At 71.2% G+C, this 19,321-nt stretch carries 15 protein-coding genes and 3 pseudogenes; 10 read left to right on the plus strand and 8 right to left on the minus strand.

Annotation, left to right across the window (positions count from 1 at the left end):
• Positions 1 to 19 precede the first annotated feature (19 nt).
• From ACPXCS_RS32485 to ACPXCS_RS32505, 5 genes are all read left to right on the plus strand, one after another.
• Positions 20 to 853: a ribonuclease BN gene (locus ACPXCS_RS32485; protein WP_425949262.1), complete on the plus strand. Its 834-nt coding sequence runs from the start codon at positions 20 to 22 to the stop codon at positions 851 to 853.
• Between the two features lie 119 nt (positions 854 to 972).
• Entirely contained in the window at positions 973 to 1,371 is a 399-nt protein-coding gene (locus ACPXCS_RS32490; RefSeq protein WP_365094888.1) for a TOBE domain-containing protein, read from the plus strand.
• A gap of 226 nt (positions 1,372 to 1,597) precedes the next feature.
• Positions 1,598 to 2,416, plus strand: coding sequence for a molybdate ABC transporter substrate-binding protein (gene modA, locus ACPXCS_RS32495; RefSeq protein WP_425948964.1), 819 nt, complete (start codon positions 1,598 to 1,600; stop codon positions 2,414 to 2,416).
• Entirely contained in the window at positions 2,413 to 3,291 is an 879-nt protein-coding gene (gene modB, locus ACPXCS_RS32500; protein ID WP_425948965.1) for a molybdate ABC transporter permease subunit, read from the plus strand. The genes modA and modB overlap by 4 nt, the downstream gene beginning before the upstream one ends.
• Before the next feature lie 65 nt (positions 3,292 to 3,356).
• Positions 3,357 to 4,646: an ABC transporter ATP-binding protein gene (locus ACPXCS_RS32505; RefSeq protein WP_425948966.1), complete on the plus strand. Its 1,290-nt coding sequence runs from the start codon at positions 3,357 to 3,359 to the stop codon at positions 4,644 to 4,646.
• 438 nt (positions 4,647 to 5,084) lie between these two features.
• Here ACPXCS_RS32505 and ACPXCS_RS32510 read toward each other — a convergent pair.
• Both ACPXCS_RS32510 and ACPXCS_RS32515 read right to left on the minus strand, forming a co-directional pair.
• Positions 5,085 to 5,508: pseudogene (locus tag ACPXCS_RS32510) on the minus strand (transposase); the annotation flags it as partial.
• Positions 5,509 to 5,534: 26 nt separating this feature from the next.
• A complete protein-coding gene (locus ACPXCS_RS32515; RefSeq protein ID WP_425948968.1) occupies positions 5,535 to 6,524 on the minus strand; it encodes a helix-turn-helix transcriptional regulator in 990 nt (329 codons plus the stop codon).
• Between the two features lie 92 nt (positions 6,525 to 6,616).
• Here ACPXCS_RS32515 and ACPXCS_RS32520 point away from each other — a divergent pair, with 92 nt between their 5' ends.
• Both ACPXCS_RS32520 and ACPXCS_RS32525 read left to right on the plus strand, forming a co-directional pair.
• On the plus strand, positions 6,617 to 7,015 hold the full coding sequence (locus ACPXCS_RS32520; protein WP_425948969.1) for a VOC family protein: 399 nt from the start codon (positions 6,617 to 6,619) through the stop codon (positions 7,013 to 7,015).
• Between the two features lie 36 nt (positions 7,016 to 7,051).
• Positions 7,052 to 7,998, plus strand: a pseudogene (locus ACPXCS_RS32525) (IS481 family transposase); the annotation flags it as partial.
• 207 nt (positions 7,999 to 8,205) lie between these two features.
• Here the strand turns inward: ACPXCS_RS32525 and ACPXCS_RS32530 are convergent.
• Together ACPXCS_RS32530 and ACPXCS_RS32535 are read right to left on the minus strand one after the other, a co-directional pair.
• Positions 8,206 to 8,727: a hypothetical protein gene (locus tag ACPXCS_RS32530; protein ID WP_425948971.1), complete on the minus strand. Its 522-nt coding sequence runs from the start codon at positions 8,725 to 8,727 to the stop codon at positions 8,206 to 8,208.
• Positions 8,728 to 8,824: 97 nt separating this feature from the next.
• Positions 8,825 to 9,799, minus strand: a complete 975-nt coding sequence (locus ACPXCS_RS32535) for an alpha/beta hydrolase family protein (protein WP_225656270.1) — start codon at positions 9,797 to 9,799, stop codon at positions 8,825 to 8,827.
• A 494-nt stretch (positions 9,800 to 10,293) separates the two neighbouring features.
• On the opposite strand from ACPXCS_RS32535, the gene ACPXCS_RS32540 reads away from it, so the two are divergent.
• From ACPXCS_RS32540 to ACPXCS_RS32550, 3 genes and pseudogenes are all read left to right on the plus strand, one after another.
• Complete coding sequence (locus tag ACPXCS_RS32540) at positions 10,294 to 10,914, plus strand: helix-turn-helix domain-containing protein (RefSeq protein ID WP_425948972.1); 621 nt, start codon at positions 10,294 to 10,296, stop codon at positions 10,912 to 10,914.
• A 130-nt stretch (positions 10,915 to 11,044) separates the two neighbouring features.
• Positions 11,045 to 11,858 (plus strand): annotated as a pseudogene (locus ACPXCS_RS32545) (transposase); the annotation flags it as partial.
• Between the two features lie 670 nt (positions 11,859 to 12,528).
• Entirely contained in the window at positions 12,529 to 13,920 is a 1,392-nt protein-coding gene (locus ACPXCS_RS32550; protein WP_425948973.1) for an MFS transporter, read from the plus strand.
• A 346-nt stretch (positions 13,921 to 14,266) separates the two neighbouring features.
• On the opposite strand, the gene ACPXCS_RS32555 is transcribed toward ACPXCS_RS32550, so the two are convergent.
• The 4 genes from ACPXCS_RS32555 to lnt form a co-directional block, all read right to left on the minus strand.
• Positions 14,267 to 16,210: a helix-turn-helix domain-containing protein gene (locus ACPXCS_RS32555; RefSeq protein WP_425948975.1), complete on the minus strand. Its 1,944-nt coding sequence runs from the start codon at positions 16,208 to 16,210 to the stop codon at positions 14,267 to 14,269.
• A gap of 68 nt (positions 16,211 to 16,278) precedes the next feature.
• The gene (locus tag ACPXCS_RS32560) at positions 16,279 to 17,079 is read right to left on the minus strand and encodes a 3-hydroxybutyrate dehydrogenase (protein WP_425948977.1); all 801 of its coding nucleotides are present in this window, start codon (positions 17,077 to 17,079) and stop codon (positions 16,279 to 16,281) included.
• A 54-nt stretch (positions 17,080 to 17,133) separates the two neighbouring features.
• A complete protein-coding gene (locus ACPXCS_RS32565) occupies positions 17,134 to 17,613 on the minus strand; it encodes an NUDIX hydrolase (protein ID WP_425948979.1) in 480 nt (159 codons plus the stop codon).
• A gap of 68 nt (positions 17,614 to 17,681) precedes the next feature.
• Positions 17,682 to 19,289 carry an apolipoprotein N-acyltransferase gene (gene lnt, locus ACPXCS_RS32570; RefSeq protein WP_425948981.1) on the minus strand — a complete coding sequence of 536 codons (1,608 nt, stop codon included), beginning with the start codon at positions 19,287 to 19,289 and terminating at the stop codon, positions 17,682 to 17,684.
• Positions 19,290 to 19,321 lie beyond the last annotated feature (32 nt).

Genomic DNA, 19,321 nt, shown 5'->3' on the forward strand with positions numbered 1-19,321 from the left:
GAGGCGGGTGGGGCGCGGGCTGCACGGCAGGTGGCGCGGCACGTGGCACCGGACGGGGGCGCACGCCCTCGTCCGGCGCGGCCGGGACGTGGAGTTGATGCACCGGGCCATGGGGTTCGCCACGCTCGCGCTGGTCACACTGGCACCGCTGCTGATCGTGGTGGCCGCCGCCGACCCGCTCGGGCGCGGCGGCTTCGCCACGTGGCTGGCCGACGGCATGGGGCTGTCCGGGCGGTCCTCGCGGGTGCTGACGGACATCATCAGCCCTCCGCGCGAGGTCATCGGCACCACCAGTGTGCTCGGCGGTGTGGCGCTCGCCGTCTTCGGCGTGGCGTTCGCGGGGAGCGTGCAGAACGGCTACGAGCGCATCTGGGGCCTGGCGGCCGGTCCGTGGCACCGGGTCTGGCGCCAGGCGGTGTGGATGATCGCCATGACGGTGTACCTCTACCAGGAGGCGCAGACGCGCAGCCTGGTGTCGGGGCCGGAGCGGATCGTGCTGACCTCGGCGTCCGGTGTGCTGTTCTTCTGGTGGGGGCAGCGCTTCCTGCTGGGCGGGCAGGTCCGCTGGAGCGAACTGCTCCCCGGGGCGGTGGCCACCATGGCGGGCCTGGTCGGCCTGCGCACGTTCTCCTACTTCGTCTTCACGCCGCTCATCGTCACCAACGCGATCAGTTACGGCGCGGTCGGCGTCGTCCTCGTCGTGGAGTCCTGGCTCATCGGCGTGGGTTACGTCGTCTACGGCGGGGCTCTGCTGGGGCGCTGGCTCTCGGAACACCACGGGTTCGGGCACGGGCGCGGGTCCGGGTACAGGCAGGGCCCGGGTACGGGCGGGGGCAGGGGCGCGGGAGCGTGAGCGAGGACTGAGGCGGCGGGTGGGGGCCGGGGCCGGCCTCCTGCCCAGGGGCGCGCAGGCACCCACGGGCGCGGGGCCGATCAGGGTGCGGTCCTGCACGATCGCCTATCTTGGCGCCCATGCAGTCCTACACGATCGGCCAGGCCGCACGGCTCCTCGGCGTGAGCCCCGACACCGCGCGTCGCTGGGCGGACGCCGGACGCGTGGCGACCCACCGGGACGAGGGCGGGCGGCGCCTGATCGACGGCAGGGACCTGGCGGCCTTCTCCGTCGAACTGGCCCGGAGCGGCGGCGCCGACGAGGACGCGGCCCCGTACACCTCCGCCCGCAACGCCTTCCCCGGCATCGTCACCGCCGTGAAGCTCGGGGACGTCGCCGCCCAGGTGGAGATCCAGGCCGGGCCGCACCGGCTGGTGTCCCTGCTGACCCGGGAGGCCGTGGAGGAACTCGGCCTGGAGGTCGGCATGGAGGCCACCGCCCGGGTGAAGTCCACGAACGTGCACATCGACCGGGCGTGAGACGGACGGGCAGTCGGACCAGCCCGGGGAGAAACCGACACCCCAGGCCGACCACCCCCTCACCCGTACGAACGCACATGCAAGCTCCACGAGACAGCACCCCCGCTCATGCGAACCGACAGCAGACTTTCCCTCGCATCTGCGGCACTATCATCGACGTATGCACGCCCGCCGCACCGGGAGTGCGGCCGCGTCACCGAGAGTCCGTCGAGGGAGTACCTGCGTGATGACCCGTACCGCGCCCCGGGCCCGCCGTCTGCTGCGGACGGCCGTACCGGGAGTCGCCGCCCTGCTGGCCCTGAGCGCCTGCTCGTCCTCGGGGTCGGACACCTCGGGATCCGCCGAGTCCGGCTCCTCGCCGGGCGGTGTCTCCGGCGCGGTGACCGTCTTCGCCGCAGCGTCGCTGCAGGACAGCTTCACGACGCTCGGGAAGCGGTTCGAGAAGGAGCACCCCGGCACGAAGGTCACCTTCAGCTTCGGCGGCAGCGACTCGCTCGCCGCGAGCATCACCGGCGGCGCACCGGCGGACGTGTTCGCCTCCGCGAGCCCGAGGACGATGAAGATCGTCACGGACGCCGGTGCCGCCTCCGGCACGCCCACGACCTTCGTCCGCAACGAACTGGAGATCGCCACCCTGCCGGGCAACCCGAACAAGATCTCCTCCCTCGACGACCTCACGGCGAAGGGCCTGAAGGTCGTGCTCTGCGCCCAGGAGGTGCCGTGCGGTGCCGCCGCCCGGAAGGCCCTGGACGCGGGCGGGCTGAAGCTCACCCCGGTCTCCTACGAGCAGGACGTGAAGGCCGCCCTGACGAAGGTCGAGCTGAAGGAGGCCGACGCGGCCGTCGTCTACAAGACGGATGTCCGCGCGGCGGGTGACAAGGTGGAGGGCGTGGAGTTCCCCGAGTCCGCCGACGCCGTCAACGACTACCCGATCGCCCTGCTCAAGGACGCCCCGAACGCCGAGGCCGCCAAGGCGTTCATCGCGTTGGTGCGGTCCGCCGAGGGCCGGCGGGTCCTGGGCGAGGCCGGGTTCCTCACGCCGTGACCGCCCCGACCGACGGGCCCGGCACCACGGCCGGCACCCGCCCGGCCGGCCCCGGCCCGGACGGGCCGCGGCGGCGGCGCGCGCGGACCGGAGCACGGCCCGGGGTTCCGCTGCCGCTGCTCCTGCCGGCGCTGATCGGCGTGGCCTTCCTGACCGTCCCGCTGGTCGCGCTGCTCGTGCGGACCCCGTGGCAGAGCCTGCCCGACCAGCTGACCAGTGCCGCTGTGTGGCAGGCGCTCCGGCTGTCCCTGGTGTGCGCGACGGCGGCGACCGCGGTGAGCCTGGTGATCGGTGTGCCGCTGGCCTGGCTGCTGGCCCGCGTCGACTTCCCCGGCCGGGGCGTCGTACGGGCCCTCGTCACGCTGCCCCTGGTCCTGCCGCCGGTGGTCGGGGGTGTGGCCCTGCTTATGGCCCTCGGGCGCAACGGCATCGTCGGGCAGTGGCTGGACGCGTGGTTCGGGATCACCCTGCCCTTCACGACGGCGGGGGTGGTCGTTGCGGAGGCGTTCGTGGCGATGCCGTTCCTCGTGATCAGCGTGGAGGGCACCCTGCGGGCCGCCGACCCGCGCTACGAGGAGGCGGCCACGACCCTGGGCGCGTCCCGCTTCACCGCGTTCCGCCGGGTCACGCTGCCGCTGATCGCGCCGGGCGTCGCGGCCGGCGCGGTGCTGGCGTGGGCCCGGGCGCTGGGCGAGTTCGGGGCGACCATCACCTTCGCCGGCAACTTCCCCGGCCGCACCCAGACCATGCCCCTGGCCGTCTACCTGGCCCTGCAGAACGACCCGGAGGCCGCGATCGCCCTGAGCCTGGTGCTGCTGGCGGTGTCGATCGCGGTGCTGGCCGGGCTGCGGGACCGCTGGATGAGTGCGGGGTGACCGGCATGAGAGGGAGCCGCATGAGTGGGAGCCGCATGGGTGGGAGCCGCATGGGTGGGAGCCGCATGGGTGGAGGACGCGGTCGTGCGAACGAGGGCCGCCTGCCCGGGAGTCACGGCCCCGGCCTCCGGGCCGCATCCGGCTCGGACGGCCCGGACGGCCCGGAGGGACGCGACGGCCCGGACGGCCCGGAGGGACCGGGCGGCCCGAAGGGCCCGGACGGCCCGAAGGGACCCGACGGCCCGAAGGGACCCGACGGCCCGAAGGGACCCGACGGCCCGTGCCCGGAGGGACCCGACGGCCCGTGCCCGGAGGGACTGGGCGGACTGGACGCCCGTCTCGTCGTGGGGCGCGGTGGCTTCCGCCTCGACGTCGCCCTGGCCGTCGCACCCGGCGAGGTGGTCGCCCTGCTCGGCCCGAACGGCGCCGGCAAGACCACCGCCCTGCGCGCTCTCGCCGGCCTGACCCCGCTCACCGGCGGCCACCTGCGCCTGGACGGCACGGACCTGGACCGTGTCCCGCCGGAGTCCCGCCCGGTCGGCGTCGTCTTCCAGGACTACCTGCTCTTCCCGCACCTCACGGCCCTCGACAACGTGGCGTTCGGCCCCCGCTGCCGGGGGGCGACGAAGGCCGAGGCCCGCGCGCAGGCCACCGCCTGGCTCGACCGGCTGGGCCTCGCCGGCCACGCCGGTGCCAAACCGCGCAGGCTCTCCGGCGGTCAGGCCCAGCGCGTCGCCCTCGCCCGCGCCCTGGCGACCCGGCCACGCCTGCTGCTCCTCGACGAGCCGCTGGCCGCCCTCGACGCCCGTACGCGCCTGGAGGTACGGGCGCAGCTGCGGCGCCACCTGGCCGACTTCGAGGCCGTCGCCGTCCTCGTCACGCACGACCCGCTGGACGCGATGGTGCTGGCCGACCGTCTGGTCGTCGTCGAACACGGCCGGGTCGTCCAGGAGGGCACCCCGTCCCACATCGCCCGCCATCCGCGCACGGACTACATCGCGCACCTGGTCGGCCTCAACCTGTACCGCGGCGAGGCCGACGGCCACACCGTCCGGCTCACCGACGGCCCGTCCCTCACCACCACGGAGCTGCTGTCCGGCCCGGTCTTCGTGGCGTTCCCGCCCGCCGCGGTGACCCTCCACCGCGGCCGCCCCACGTCCAGCGCCCGCAACCTGTGGCGCTGCGAGGTCGCCGGCCTGGAGACCCACGGCGACCAGATCCGCGCCGACCTCACCGGCGAACTCCCCCTCACCGCCGACCTCACGACGGTCGCCGCCGCCGAACTCGACCTGCACCCGGGCATGGAGATCTGGGCGACGGTGAAGGCGACCCAGACCCACGCCTACCCGGTCTGAACGGACCGGGCCGTGGCTCGGCGGCTCGGCGGCTCGGCGGAACGCTGACCAGGTACGCGGTGGGCGGGCATGGTGGTCTGACGCATAGCCATGGCCTGAACTATGTAGTCTCACCACATGTGCGCCTGACCTGCGTGTTTCTACGGTGTGCCGACACGTACCCGTCCCCACCGCACACGAGGAAGTGGCGCACATGGCCTCCGCAGCATCCGCTCCCCCAACGCCGAACAACCTCAAGCGCATCGTCGCCGCGTCCCTCATCAGCACCACCATCGAGTGGTACGACAACTCATCCGATCGGGGCTAGGACCTGCGGTTTTCCATGATTCCGGCCTTCGAAGTCAGCACGGAACCAGCACGGGTCCGTGGCATGCTGACTCGGTGCTGGCCGACCTGCGTGGTGTAACTCGATTGTTGGATTTCAGGGATGCGCGCGTTCACGCTCTCGGCCCACGCGTTCTCCCCACAGCCGGATGGCCGCGGGATACTTCAGCCCTCATTCCTTCCGGAATTCGGCGAACCGCTCGACCGCCGCAGCCTCGGTCGGCGCCGTGTAGACCGGCTTGGGAGCCTTGGCCATCTTCTGCCAGTCCTGCCCTGCCCGCATAACGGAATCCTGGAGATGGGCGGAGATCTCCGCGTGGGTCAGGCCCTTGATCTCCACCGGCCCGACCTCGGTCGTCACCGTCTTCGCGCGATGCCCGTTGCGGTAGTTCCCGCTGCGGCCCTCGTCGGCCCGCTCCCCGCTCTCCCGCCCAAGGTGATCGGTGAACTCACCCTCCAGAGCTCCCTCGACCACGAGCTTCGTCAACTGCGCCAGCAGGCCGCCTTCACCGGGGAGATTCACCAGCCTTAACTGTGCCATCTCATGACATTGGTTCCTCGCTGTCAGGCTCGGCGGGCGTAGGACGCGAGGCGATCGGCGAGCTCGATGACGAGGTCGCGAAGTTCATCGGGGCGCTCGATGACGAACGGCCGGTCGAGTGAGGCGAGTACCGGAGGCACCCAGTCGAGCCGCTCCGCCCGCAGCTCGACGCGTAGCCAGCGCTCGGTTGCCCGGTCCTCGCCCACCGCGGGCTCGTGCTCCTCCAGGCTCGCGACGCTGGCGGGAAGGTGGGCGCGGATCTGCTCGACCGTCCCGTGGATCCGCAAGGTCACCTCATGCCGGTAGTCGGCCGTGGCGAAGCCTGACAACACGCGCTGTGCCGGATCGGGGCCCGCCGGCGCTTCGAATGAGCCGGGCAGGGTCCGCGCGTCCGCGATGCGATCGAGCCGGAAGGTTCGGTCCTCGCCGATCCGGGCGTCCTTGCCCGTGACGTACCACCGGCCCGCATGGGCGACAATCCCGTACGCGTGCAGCGTGCGTTCGCTGTGCCGTTCGTCGCGGTCGGTGTAGCGGATCGAGACCGGTCGGCGGTGGCGCACCGCATCGGCGATGGTGAGCAGGACCCCGGCGTCCGGGGTGTCGAACTCTCCGGGCTGGTCCGTGAAGGCGAGGGATTCCAGGAGTGTGTCGAGCCGGCGGGCGATGTGCTTGGGCAGCACCCTCCGGATCTTGGCCGATGCCGTCTCGCTTGCCGTGTGCTGCGTCGTCGTCAGTCCTGCCCGGCGGCCGGCGACCAGGCCGAGCAGCACGGCCAGCGCCTCGTCGTCGCTGAGCATGAGCGGAGGCAAGCGGTACCCGGGAGCGAGCCGGTATCCGCCGTAGCGGCCGCGCACCGATTCCACGGGCACGTCGAGGTCGATCAGCTGGTCCACGTACCGCCGCACGGTGCGCCCTTCGACGCCGAGCCGGTCGGCGAGTTCGGCCACCGTCCGGGTGCCGCCCGACTGCAGCAGCTCCAGGAGTGTCAGCACGCGGCCAGTGGGTCGAGGCATGTGCACAACCTAACGCGAATACAGGACCGATTCTGTCCACTATTTCTCCTAGCCTGCGACGTGCACGACTCCACACAGCCAAGGAGATCCCCATGGACTTCGTCTCGATCCGCATCATCACCAGCGACGTAGCGCGTCTCGTCGAGTTCTACGAGCGAGCCACAGGAGCGCGGGCGACGTGGGCCACCGAGGACTTCGCCGAGCTCAAGACCCCGGGCGCCACCCTCGCGATCGCCGGCACCCGTACCGTCCCGCTGTTCGCCCCGGGCTCCGCCCGCCCGGCGGACAACCACAGCGTGATCACCGAGTTCCTCGTCGACGACGTGGACCGCGTTCGCCAGAACCTGACCGGCTTCGTCACCGACTTCGTCACCGAGCCCACCACGATGCCCTGGGGCAACCGGTCGCTGCTGTTCCGTGACCCCGACGGCAACCTCGTCAACTTCTTCACCCCCGTCACCCCGGCGGCTATCGAAAAGTTCTCACGCTGACGCCACGCACAGCCGCTCACGCGGGAGCCCTAAGAGCCCAGGGCTCCCGATGAACGCGTCCGCCGAGTCCAGGAGCGCCACCAGCAGCGGGCACCGGAACGCACCGCTGCCCCCCGAAGGACGTCTGCGCTTGTGCCTGCGGATCGACGCCGGACGTCCGATCGCGGCCTGCTCGACCACTCCTCCCGCCCCGCTACCAGCCCCGCCCGCACCCCCGAGGACATCGCCGACCTGGTGGAGGCGCTGCGGCGGCGGACCAAGCACGGGCCAGCCCGGCTCGCCGCCGACCTACAGCGGCTGCACGGCGTCACACTCGCGCCGGCGACCGCCCACCGCATCCTGGTGAGGCGAGGACTCAACCGGCTCCGGGACCTCGATCGACCGACCGGCGAGCAGCTGCGGGAGGTCATCCGCTACGAGCACACGACCGGCTCGGCGACCTGGTCCACGTCGACGTCAAGAAACTCGGACGTATCCCGACCGGCGGCAGCTGGCGGATGCACGGCGTCGGCACCGAGTCCGCCCGCGCTTCCAAACGCACCGGTCCCGGCACCGGCAAGGCCGGATACACGTATCTGCATTCGGCGCTCGACGACCACTCCCGGCTCGCCTACACCGAGGCCCTCGACGATGAGAAGGCCGTCACCGCGGTCGCCTTCTGGCACCGTGCCGTTGCCTCCTTCGCCGCCCACGGCATCACACCGATTCGCCGCTGCCTCACCGACAACGGTGCGTGCTACCGGTCTACGACCTGGGCTGACGCGCTCGCCGCGACCGGTACGAAGCACAAGCGGACCAGGCCGTACACGCCGCGCACGAACGGGAAGGTGGAGAGGTGTAACGGGACGCTCTCCCGCGAGTGGGCGTACGTCCGCGACTACACAACCGAGCGTGAACGAAGCGTCGCACTCGTGGAGTTCGTGAACTACTACAACCACGAGCGACCGCACGCCGCGCAAGGCGGCCGACCGCCCATCAGCCGGACCGCCGGGAGCGACTACCGGATCGTCTTTGACCAGCCGCCCGAACCACTCTCGGACATCCCGCAGCAGCTCATCTTCGAGGACCTCGTGTAACCAAGATCCCAAGACACCACACTTAACTGGCTCTTCCTGCCTGGGAGTTACACCACTCACCGTACAGACCCGCACTCCGTCACAGTCCCACACCGCCTCACTGTGTGGGGCCGGTCAGGCGGCCGACACGGTGCCGGGCTGGTCATGCACGTTTGCTACCGCGTTGATCTGATCTGTGCCCGCCTGGGTGAGGAAGACCCACGTCCCGTAGACGCCCCACATGAGGCCGAGCAGCGAACTCGCGGCGTAGAAGCCCATTCCGCTGGTGGAGCCGACGGTGGCGAACAGTCCGGCGACGGCGATACCTGCCGCGAACACGACGAGCGCGACGACGAGGATGGGCCGCGCATGCTGGGACGTGCCACGGCGAGCTGCGTGGTCGAGCACCGAGAGCAGACTTGCGCTTGCTGCTGCGGCGACCAACAGTTCGACCCCGAGCGCCCAGGTCGGTTGCGGCAGGGTGACCAGCGATGCGGTGACTGTGGTTGTCAGGAACAGGGAGACGGTTTGCGCGGCGCGGTTGCGGTATTCCTGGGAGGTGGCGACGACGTCGAAGCGGAAGGCGACAACGATGAAGGTGAGGCCGGTGAGGCCGGCGGCGCTTCCGCCGACGGTTGCAGCGAACGTGGTCCACATGGCGGTTGCTCCTGTGCGATCCGTGCTGGGGTGGAAGGTCTCGGTGCGATGAAGTGCGGTGGGCGACGGCCGTCGCGCCGCCGCCCACCTCGCGGAACTACCTCGTTTCGACCTTGGCCATCGGGTCTTCACCGTTCTCCAGGGCGTTCACCGCGTTCTTCCAGGACGGGTCGGCCGAGTAGAGCTGGCTGCGCAAGTAGGCCCACACGAGAGCCCGCAGAGTCGCCACGCGCTCGGGATTTTCGTCGTCCGTCTCTGCCGCGTCGTATCCGGATATGCCACCGAAGATGTGACCAGCGCCGTACATGGTCACCATGGTTTTGTTGCCGCCGGGGCTGGCCGAGTAAGCGTCAGCACGGTAGCTGAGCCGATTGGAGAAGTTGGGGTTGAGGTCCTGATCGCCCACAATGATCAGGCTGGTGCCTGTCATCTGCTCGAAGTCGGTGTAATACAGCACCGGGTAGTTCGTCTTGGCCCACTCGGCGAAGTGCTCGTCGTTGCCGATGCCTGGAGCTCCGATGAGCACTCCCGCCTTGACACGAGAGTCGGAGAGGTCCTTCGGCCGGTCGTCGTCCGGGTCCAGCATCTGGGCTCCGAGGAGGAGGGAAACGGTGTTGCCGCCCAGGGAGTGTCCTACGGCGCCGACACGGTCCCTGTCGATCCGCCGTTCGGCAAGACCGGGGACGGCGGCCTCGATGTCGTCGAGGCGGTCGAGGATGTTGTGCATGTCGGTGGCGCGGTCACGCCAGAACAGGGGCGCGTCCTTGAGGTCGGTGTCGCGCAGACCGAGGGCCGTCGAGTCCAGGTGGGTCGGCTGGATGACCGCGAACCCGTGGGCGGCGAAGAAGTTCGCCAGCGGCCCGTAGCCGTTGTAGGAGGACAGGAAGTTCGCCAGCCCGTGCCCGTGAGACAGGAGGATGAGCGGCAGGTCGGTGCCGGTCGCGGGGATCGACACCTTGACCTCCAGCGGCACGGGCCGGCCGGGAACGTCGAGGGTGACCGGATGGTAGGTGAGGACGGGTTGCGACGCGTTGACCGGGATGTTGGCGGCGTCGCTGTACGGCTTGCTCATCGGAGCCCTTTCGAGATCGGTGTTGACATAGCGCCTGTCGTAACTGGCGGTAGGCATGGAACTGACGGTCGTGGCCGCGAGCCTGATGGGCCAGGAACGGCCGCCCGGCACCTGGATCTGGGTGGACGGTGATCTCCGCAGCGGTGCACAGATCTCGTCAGGTGTTCGTCCCGCGGTCTGACGGCAGGGGGAGGGCGACTGGCTCAGCCATCGACTGTCATGCCTCCCTAGATCGACGGATGCACTTGTCTTGCCGGGAACTGTAAGATCAACCGAACAAACCGAACTAGGGCGAAAGTGACATGACTGAGTCCGCAATCGATGGGCGTCACACAAGAGCACGGTTCGGAGTCGAGAGCTTGGTTGTGCGCGTTGCCGATGGTGATTTCCCGACCGTTGTGAACAGTGGGTACACTGTCAAGATCACGCATGGCGGCTCTGCACCCCCTTTTCAGTACCTCGGGCGAACCCAGGGTCCCCCTGTTCCTGGCGCGGTGACGGTGATCGAGCCCCATGAGGTCGTGAGCTGCCTCGATCAGGACAAAGCCGCCGCTGACGGCCAGGCCATTGTGCAACTGATGTTCCTTGACGCCGATCTCATGCCAGTCGGCACAGGCCGGCCGCGCTTTCATGAGGTGACCTATCCAGACCGCAGCCTCTTCAACGGCATTGCTGCGCTGCACAGGGGTTTGGCGCACGGCGAGGACGAGTTGGATCTCGAGTCGTCGCTGATCAGCTTGCTGACCGTCCTGCTCGCCAGGCATGCGGATGCTCCCGGCGCAGCGAGTCCGACACTTCGTCCTCAAGCGCTTCGTCAAGTACGGGAGATGCTCCACAGCCAACTGAACTCCAACATCAAGCTCGACGACCTCGCGGCAGTCGCCGGTTGCAGCAAACGCCACTTGATCAGGAGTTTCCGACAGGCTTACGGGGTTCCACCGCACCATTACCGGACCCTGTTGCGCTTGGCACGCGCCAAGTCCATGCTGGCAGCGGGACGATCCGTGGCAGAGACCGCCGCCGAGCTTGGTTACTGTGACCAGAGCCAGCTCAATCGGCACTTCCGACGGGAATTCGGCATGAGCGCAGGTGGCTATGCCAGAACCGTGCGGTAGGTAGACCTGCGATGTCTTGGCTCAACTGCCACCTTGCCGGCCCCCATGCGAAGGGCCTTGACCCCGGATCTTGGACACACGAGACACTGGATCCTGAGGATCTGAGAACGGACATCTCGTGGTCGAAGCGACGATCAGGTCGGTCGCCGCTGACTTGGGGATCAACCCGGAGACGTTGCGGAACTGGGTCAGGGCGGCCGGTGCGAGTCGGCCGCGGGGCCGCCGGGCCGAGGCGTCCGTCGAGCCGCCCACTGCGCTGGAGGCGGAGAACGCCGCCCTGCGCAAGAAGGTCCGCTAGCTGGAGGAAGAGCGCGAGATCCTGAGGAAAGCTGCGAAGTATTTCGCCGGGGAGACGCGCTGGTGAACCGCTTCCAGTTCGTCGCCGACCACCAGCGCCGCTACGGCGTGAAGCGGCTGTGCACCATCCTGGGCATCGCCCGCTCCAGCTTCTACTACTGGCGCCGCACCGCCGCCGACCGGGCCGCCCGGCAGGCGGCCGACGCCGCTCTCGCCGCACGGATACGGGCCGTGCACCGCGAGTCGGACGGCACCTACGGCGTCCCGAGGATCACCGCCGAGCTCCGCGAGGAGGGCGAACGCGTCAACCACAGGCGGACCACATGCGCACCGATCTCGTCGTCGACGCCACGGACGCCGCCGAACGCACCCGCGGCAGCCTCGCCGGAGCGGTCCTGCACACCGATCATGGCGCCCAGTACACCAGCCGTGCCTTCGCCGACGCCTGTCACCAGGTGGGTGTCCGCCAGTCCATGAGCGCGATCGGCTCCAGCGCGGACAACGCACTCGCCGAGTCCTTCGACGCGACGTTCAAGCGCGAGACCCTCCAGGGCCGCAAGCACTGGGCCGGCGAGCGCGAGGCCCGGCTCGACGCGTTCCGATGGCTGCACCGCTACAACGTCCGCCGCCGTCACTCCCGCCTCGGTCACCGCAGAACCCGTGTCCAGGAACCGGGGTCAAGGCCCAATGGCGAAAAGCAGCGGAAGCGCACTCACAGCCATAGTGCGCCGGCGCCGCCCCGTCGAACCGTGGTTCTGCGACCAGGACCCGGGGGCGTCACAGGGCCGGGAGGCACTGGTAGGCACTGATCAACCCGCCGCCGCGACGCCTCGGCCAACCGAGCCCCCACGGGACGAATTCTCAACGCGCTGGTCAAACTGCATCTGAGCCGTGTACCACCAGCAGACGAAGAACCTCCTGGCATCAACGTGCACCGCGCCCAGGCACAGCGCCTTGGCCAGTGCCGACGGCGGCTGAGCGGCAAGGCCGACTCGGTTTCTCAGTCCGGTCACCTGCCACGCAACGACTCTGAATCGATCAATTCCAGATGCCCGAGTTCAACGAAGCGTAGTCAGCACCAAACCAGCACGGGAGTCAGCACCGCACCGTCAAATCACCCTGAACTACGCGTCCCGAACGGCACTCGTTTCGGCCACCATCGATCCCCTGAACCGCCTTTGCATGAGCTGGCATGGTGGCCGCACGCATAGCCGACCCTCGAACTATGTTGTCTCGCCACATGTGCGCTTGACCTGCGGATTCCTACGGTGTGGCGACACGCAAAACGTCCCCGTCACACCCCAGGAAGTGGTGCCGATGTCGTCGCCCGCAACCGCTCCACCGGCCCCGAACAACCTCAAGCGCATCGTCGCCGCGTCCCTCATCGGCACCACCATCGAGTGGTACGACTTCTTCCTCTACGGCTCCGCCGCCGCGCTCGTCTTCAACAAGCTGTTCTTCCCCGACTCCGACCCGCTCGTCGGCACGCTGCTGTCGTTCCTCACCTACGCCGTCGGTTTCGCGGCCCGGCCGCTCGGCGCCCTGGTGTTCGGGCACTACGGTGACCGGCTCGGGCGCAAGAAGCTGCTGGTGCTCAGTCTGCTGCTGATGGGCGGGGCGACTTTCGCGATCGGTCTGCTGCCGACACACGCCACCATCGGCTCCGCCGCGCCGGTCCTGCTCACCGTGCTGCGGCTGGTGCAGGGCTTCGCGCTGGGCGGCGAATGGGGCGGCGCGGTCCTGCTCGTGTCGGAGCACGGGGACGCGCGGCGGCGCGGTTTCTGGGCCTCCTGGCCGCAGACCGGCGCACCGGCCGGGCAGCTCCTGGCCACCGGTGTGCTGTCCCTGCTGACCGCCCTGCTGTCGGACGCCGCTTTCACGAGCTGGGGCTGGCGGATCCCGTTCCTGCTGTCCGGGGTGCTGGTCATCGTCGGTTTGTGGATTCGTCTGTCCGTCGATGAATCGCCCGTGTTCAAGCAGGCGCTCGCCCAGGCCGAGGCCCGCAGCGCGGACCGGGACGCGGAGGCGGAGAAGCTGCCGCTCGTCGCCGTGCTGCGTCACCACTGGCGTGACGTGCTCGTCGCGATGGGCGCGCGCATGGCCGAGAACATCAGCTACTACGTGATCACCGCGTTCATCCTCGTCTACGCGACGACGTCGGCCGGCGTCTCCAAGCAGACCGCGCTCAACGCGGTGCTGATCGCCTCGGCCGTGCACTTCGCGGTCATCCCGGCGTGGGGCGCGCTGTCCGACCGGATCGGCCGCCGGCCCGTGTACCTGATGGGCGCGGTGGGCGTCGGGCTGTGGATGTTCCCCTTCTTCGCGCTGATCGACACCGGCGGCTTCGGCAACCTGCTGCTCGCGGTGACCGTGGGGCTGGTGCTGCACGGGGCGATGTACGCGCCGCAGGCCGCGTTCTTCTCCGAGATGTTCGCGACGCGGATGCGGTACTCCGGGGCGTCCATCGGTGCCCAGTTCGCCTCCGTCGCGGCGGGCGCCCCGGCGCCGCTGATCGCCACAGCGCTGCTGTCCGACTACGGCAGCTCCACGCCGATCGCCCTGTACGTCATCGCCGCCGCCGTGCTCACGGTCATCGCGGTGGCGGCGGCCGAGGAGACCCGCCACCGGGACCTGGCCGACGTGCTCCCGCCGGCCGACGCGGAGCAGCCGACGGCGGCGACCGCACCGAAGGACGTCCGCGCGCTCTGAGACCCGTCCCGCTTCCCCGGCCCCGCTCCCCGGCCCCCGCACACCCCAGGTGTACGGGGGCCGGCGCGTCCCGGGGACCAGCGCGTCCCGGGGGCCGGTACGTCCCAGGGGCCGGTTCACCCCGGAACCGGTTCACCCCGGGGCCGGTTAGCCACGAGGGCCTGTTCACCTCAAGGGCCGGTTCGCTACCAGGGCCGGTTCGCCTCGGAACCCGGTGGCGTGCCGGCCGTGCCACACCCCAGGCCCGAGCCGCACCGGGGCCCGGACCGCACCCGGGTCCCCTGTCGCACCGGGACCCGGGCCGCACCCAGGCCCCGTGCCGTGCACAGGTCCGTGCCGGCAGGCGTCAGTGCCGCGCCGGTGCCGACAACCGGTGCAGCCGGAGCGCCAGCTGGATCTCCAGGGCGCGGGCCGGACTCTGCCAGTCGTCGCCGAGAAGGCGGCCGATCCGCTCCAGGCGCTGGGCGACCGTGTTCACGTGCACGTGCAGTGCGTCCTTGGTGCGCGCCGGGCTCATCCCGCAGTCGAAGTACGCGTCCAGGGTGCGCAGCAGTTCGGTGCCGCGGCGCCGGTCGTACGCCACGACCTCCCCGATGGTGCGCTCGACGAAGCCCGGGATGTCCCGGTCGCCAGCGAGCAGCAGCCCCAGGAAGCCGAAGTCCTCCGCGGCGGCCCCTTCCCCGGAGCGCCCGAGGAGGCGCAGCGCGTCGAGGCAGCGGCGGGCCTCACCGTAGGCCGTGGACACGGCGTCGGGGCGGGTGGCGAGTCCGTCGGCGGGCGCGGAGGCGCCCACGGTGACCGGGGCGTGGACCGCCGTGCCCAGCTGCCGGGCGGCGCTGCGGGCCAGCTCGGTGGCGGTGCCGCCGGGGCCCAGGGGCAGCAGCAGGACCGTGCCGCCGTCGCGGGCGGCGGCGAGGCCGTGCCGGGTCGCTGCCAGGTGGGAGGCCGCGGCGGCCAGGCGTCTGCGGACGTCGGCCTCCTCGTCGGCGTCGGCGGCGCCGCCCTCCAGCCGGGCGGCCAGCACCACGTGGACGGCGTCGAGGTCGGCGTGCAGCCGGGCCGCGCGCTCCCGCAGCACGCGCGGGTCGTGGTCACGTGCGTCCAGCAGGTCGTCCAGCAGCTCCCCGCGCACGCGCTGTTCGGCCTCGGCGGCGGAGCGGCGGGCCAGGAGCAGCAGGGACGTGACCATGGCGGCCCGCTCCAGCGTGCGCTGGTCCACGGGGTCGAGGCCCGGGTGGCCACGCAGCACCAGCGCGCCGAGCAGTTCGCCGCCGGCGGCGACGGCCGCGATCCAGTCGTCCTCGTGGCGCACCGCGTGGCCCTCGGCGCGGGAGGCCTCCAGAGCCCCGGCCGGTGCCGCGGCGGCCTCGGCGAACTCGACCGTGCCGTCGAGGACCTGCGAGACCGCGGCGGCCACGTCGTGCACCCCGCCGCCGCGCAGGACCAGTTCGGCGAGCCGGTCGTGCACGTCGGAGGCGCGCTCGATGACGCCGGAGCGGTCCCGGATGATCTCGTTGGCCCGCTCGAGACCGGCCAGGGCGGAACGGGTCTCGGCGAGCAGGTTGGCGGTGTCGATGGCGGCCGCGGCCAGGGCGGCGAAGGAGCCGAGCAGGGCGATCTGCTCCCGTTCGAAGACCCGGGCCCGGCGGTCCGCCGCGAACAGCACGCCGATGACGTGGTGCCCCAGCGTCAGGGGCACGCCCAGGATCGCCACGAGCCCTTCGTCGCGCACGCCCGCGTCGATGGTGCGGGTGTGCTGGAAGCGGTCGTCCTTGAAGTAGTCGTCGGTGACGTAGGGGCGTGCGGTCTGGGCGACCAGGCCGCCGAGCCCCTCCCCCATGCCGAGCCGCAGCTGCTGGAACCGGGCCGCGACCGAGCCCTCGGTGACGCGCATGTAGGTGTCGCCCCGCGCCGGGTCGTTCAGGCTGAGGTAGGCGACGTCCGTGCCCAGCAGGGAGCGGGCGCGCTGGACGATCGCCTGCAGGACGGCGTCGAGGTCGCGCAGCCCCGCGAGGTCGTGGGCGGTCGCGAACAGCGCGGACAGCTCGGCCTCGCGGCGGCGCCGTCCCTCCAGCTCGGCGCGGACGCGCAGGGCGAGCGGCTTGGCGTGCTGGAGGGCCGCGATCCACTCCGCCGGCCGCCCTTCGGCCCGCGCGAGCAGCACCGGCTGCTCGTAGGCGTCGGCGGACGCGCCCCGGGCCAGAAGCTCCAGGTAGGGCGTCTCGGCGCTCGCCGGCCGTTCCCCGGTGCCGGCGGAGCGCTCGGCTTGCTGCACGTGATCGCTGGACATGCTCACAGGATTCACCATGACCCGGCCGTCCCGTCAGCCCTGTGGACAACTGCCGACGGGTCCGGCCCTCAGTGCGCGGTCCAGCCGCCGTCGAGCACGAGCGAGGTGCCGGTCACGAAGGAGGCCTGGGGGGCGCACAGGTACGCCACGGCCTCGGCGACCTCCTCCGGTTCGATGAGCCGCTTGACGGCGCTGTCCTGGAGCAGCACCTCGGACAGCACACGCTCCTCGGGGATGCCGTGGGCCCGCGCCTGGTCGGCGATCTGCGTCTCGACCAGTGGGGTGCGCACATAGGCGGGGTTCACACAGTTCGAGGTGACACCGTGGGGCGCGCCTTCGAGGGCGGTGGTCTTGGACAGGCCTTCCAGGCCGTGCTTGGCGGCCACATAGGCGGACTTGTAGGCCGAGGCGCGCAGTCCGTGGACGGACGAGACGTTCACGATGCGGCCCCACTGCTGCCCGTACATGTGGGGCAGGGCGCCGCGGATGAGCCGGAACGGCGCCTCCAGCATGACGGTGAGCACCGTGTGGAAGACGTCGGGCGGGAACTCCTCGATGGGGCGCACGAGCTGCAGTCCGGCGTTGTTGACGAGGACGTCGGTGCCCGCTGCGGCGAGCTCGGCGGCGTCCAGGTCGGTGAGGTCCAGGACGTGGGGTTCCACGGTGCCCGCGAGACCGGTGCCCTGGGCGGCGAGTGCCTCCAGGCCCGCGGCGTCCCGGTCGACGGCTCTCACCTTGGCGCCGGCCGCGGCGAGCCGCAGCGCGCAGGCGCGGCCGATGCCGCCGGCGGCGCCGGTGACGAGCGCGGTGCGTCCGCCGAGGTCGAGCGGACTGGCGTGGGGGGCCGGGAGGACAGGGGGCGCGGTCATGTCTCGACCCTAGGCAGGACCACGCCCCCGACCCATGTGGTCACACCCCACAGTTCAGCCGGATCCAGTGGGGTCGAACCATGTGGGGGCGTCTGACAGGGCCTGCTTGATCCGCAGCAGGCCGAACTCGTTCAGCTCGGGCAGGGCGTCGACGTCGAACCAGGCCACGTCCAGCGACTCGTCGTCGTTGACCCGGGCCCGCCCGCCGACGGCCCGGCAGCGGAAGGTGATGTCCATGTACTGGCAGACGTCACCGTTCTCGTACGTCACGGGCTCCATGGCCTGGACGAGCACGACCCGCTCGACGGCGCAGCGTACGCCCGTCTCCTCGTGGACCTCGCGCACGGCACAGGCCGCCGGCTGCTCCCCCGGATCCGGGATGCCGCCGAGCACCGACCACCGGCGGGTGTCGGCCCGGCGGTTCAGCAGCACCCTGCCGTCGTCGTCGAAGACGAGGGCGGTGACACCCGGGAGCCAGAGCAGCTGGTGCCCCGCGGAGGCGCGGAGCGTGCGGATGAAGTCAGGAGTGGCCATGACCACGACCCTAAAGGGCCGGTCGGGACGCCCCCGCCGGTTTCGGGCGGGGTGCGGCCGCCGTACGGCTAGGCGTCACCGGCGCGTCGCCCGCGCAGACCGGCGCCGACCGCCCAGCCCAGTCCGCCGGCCGCGACGAGCACCAGCGCGATCTCCGGCAGGACGCCGAGCCGGGTGGCGGGCGTCTGCGAGGAGCGCAGCGGCACCTTCTGCACCAGCGAGTCGGCCACGAACATGCCGGTGCGCTGCGTGATCCTGCCGTCCGGCATGATGAAGGCGCTGACGCCGCTGGTCACCGGCACGGCCACGGTCCGGCTGTGCTCGACCGCGCGGACCCGGGACATGGCGAGCTGCTGGTAGGTCATTTCGCTGCGGTCGAAGGTGGCGTTGTTGCTCGGCACGGAGATCATCTGGGCGCCGTCGGTGACCTCGGAGCGCACGGCCCAGTCGAAGGCGGCCTCGTAGCAGGTGACGAGACCGACCTTGGCGCCGTCCATGGTGAACACGCCCGGCTCGGTGCCGCGGCTGAAGTCCTGGCGGACCATGGCCGTCCAGTCCGGGTTGATCGCGCCGATGAGCGAGCGCAGCGGCAGGTACTCGCCGAACGGCTGGATCTGGCGCTTGTCGTAGGTGTCGACCGGGCCCTTGGCGGGGTCCCACAGGATCTGCTCGTTGTACAGCTTGCCGTCCCGCTCCACGACGCCGCCGACCGAGACGGGCACGCCGACGGCCCGGGCCGCCGCGTCGATCACGTCGCGGGCGTCGGGGTTGGCGAAGGGGTCGATGTCGGAGGAGTTCTCCGGCCAGAGCACGAAGTCGGGCCGGGCGACCTCGCCGGCCTCGATCTCGGCGGCCAGGCGCTCGGTCTCGCGCGCGTGGTAGTCGAGCACGGCACGCCGCTGGGCGTTGAAGTCCAGGCCCGCGCGCGGCACGTTGCCCTGGATCACCGCGACGGTGACGCTGCCGTCCTCGGCCTTGTCGCTGACCAGGGGCCGGGCGGCGAACGCCCCGAGGACCGGGACCGCGACGCTCAGCGCGGCGACGACGGCCGCCGCGGGCCGGACGACCCCGGCGGAGCGCCTCTCGACAGCGAGCCGCACGACCTCGTACAACCCGAAGCCGCACAGGACGACGGCGAAACCGAGGACCGGGGTGCCGCCCACCGCGGCGAGCGGCAGGAACACGCCGTCCGCCTGCCCGAACGCGATCTTGCCCCAGGGGAAGCCGTTGAAGGGCGCACGCGCGCGTGCCGCCTCGCCGGCGATCCACACGGCGGCGGCCCAGACGGGCGCGCCGGGCAGCTTCGACACCGCCGCGATCCCCGCGCCGACCAGCGCGACGAAGACCGCCTCGATGGCGACCAGGGCGAGCCACGGCCCCGGCCCCACCTCCACTCCGGTCCACACCAGCAGCGGCAGCAGGAAGCCGAGGCCGAACAGGTAGCCGAGACCGAACGCCGCCTTCCAGCCGCGGCCGCGCAGCGCCCAGCCGAGGACGGCGAAGGCCGGCGGGGCCAGCCACCACAGGGTGCGGGGCGGGAAGCTGACGTAGAGGAGCAGGCCGGAGAGCGCTGCTGCGGCGGCCGGGACGAGCCGCCGGGCCCAGGTCCGTGCCCGGGGCACGGTGCGCGGCTCCAGCTGGTCCGACTCGTCGACGGAGGTTGCGGTGACGGTCACTCCCGGAGTGTAAGTCGAGTGGTCCGGGCGCC

Origin of the sequence: Streptomyces sp. DT190 (assembly GCF_049846985.1) — a bacterium.
Taxonomy (GTDB): domain Bacteria; phylum Actinomycetota; class Actinomycetes; order Streptomycetales; family Streptomycetaceae; genus Streptomyces.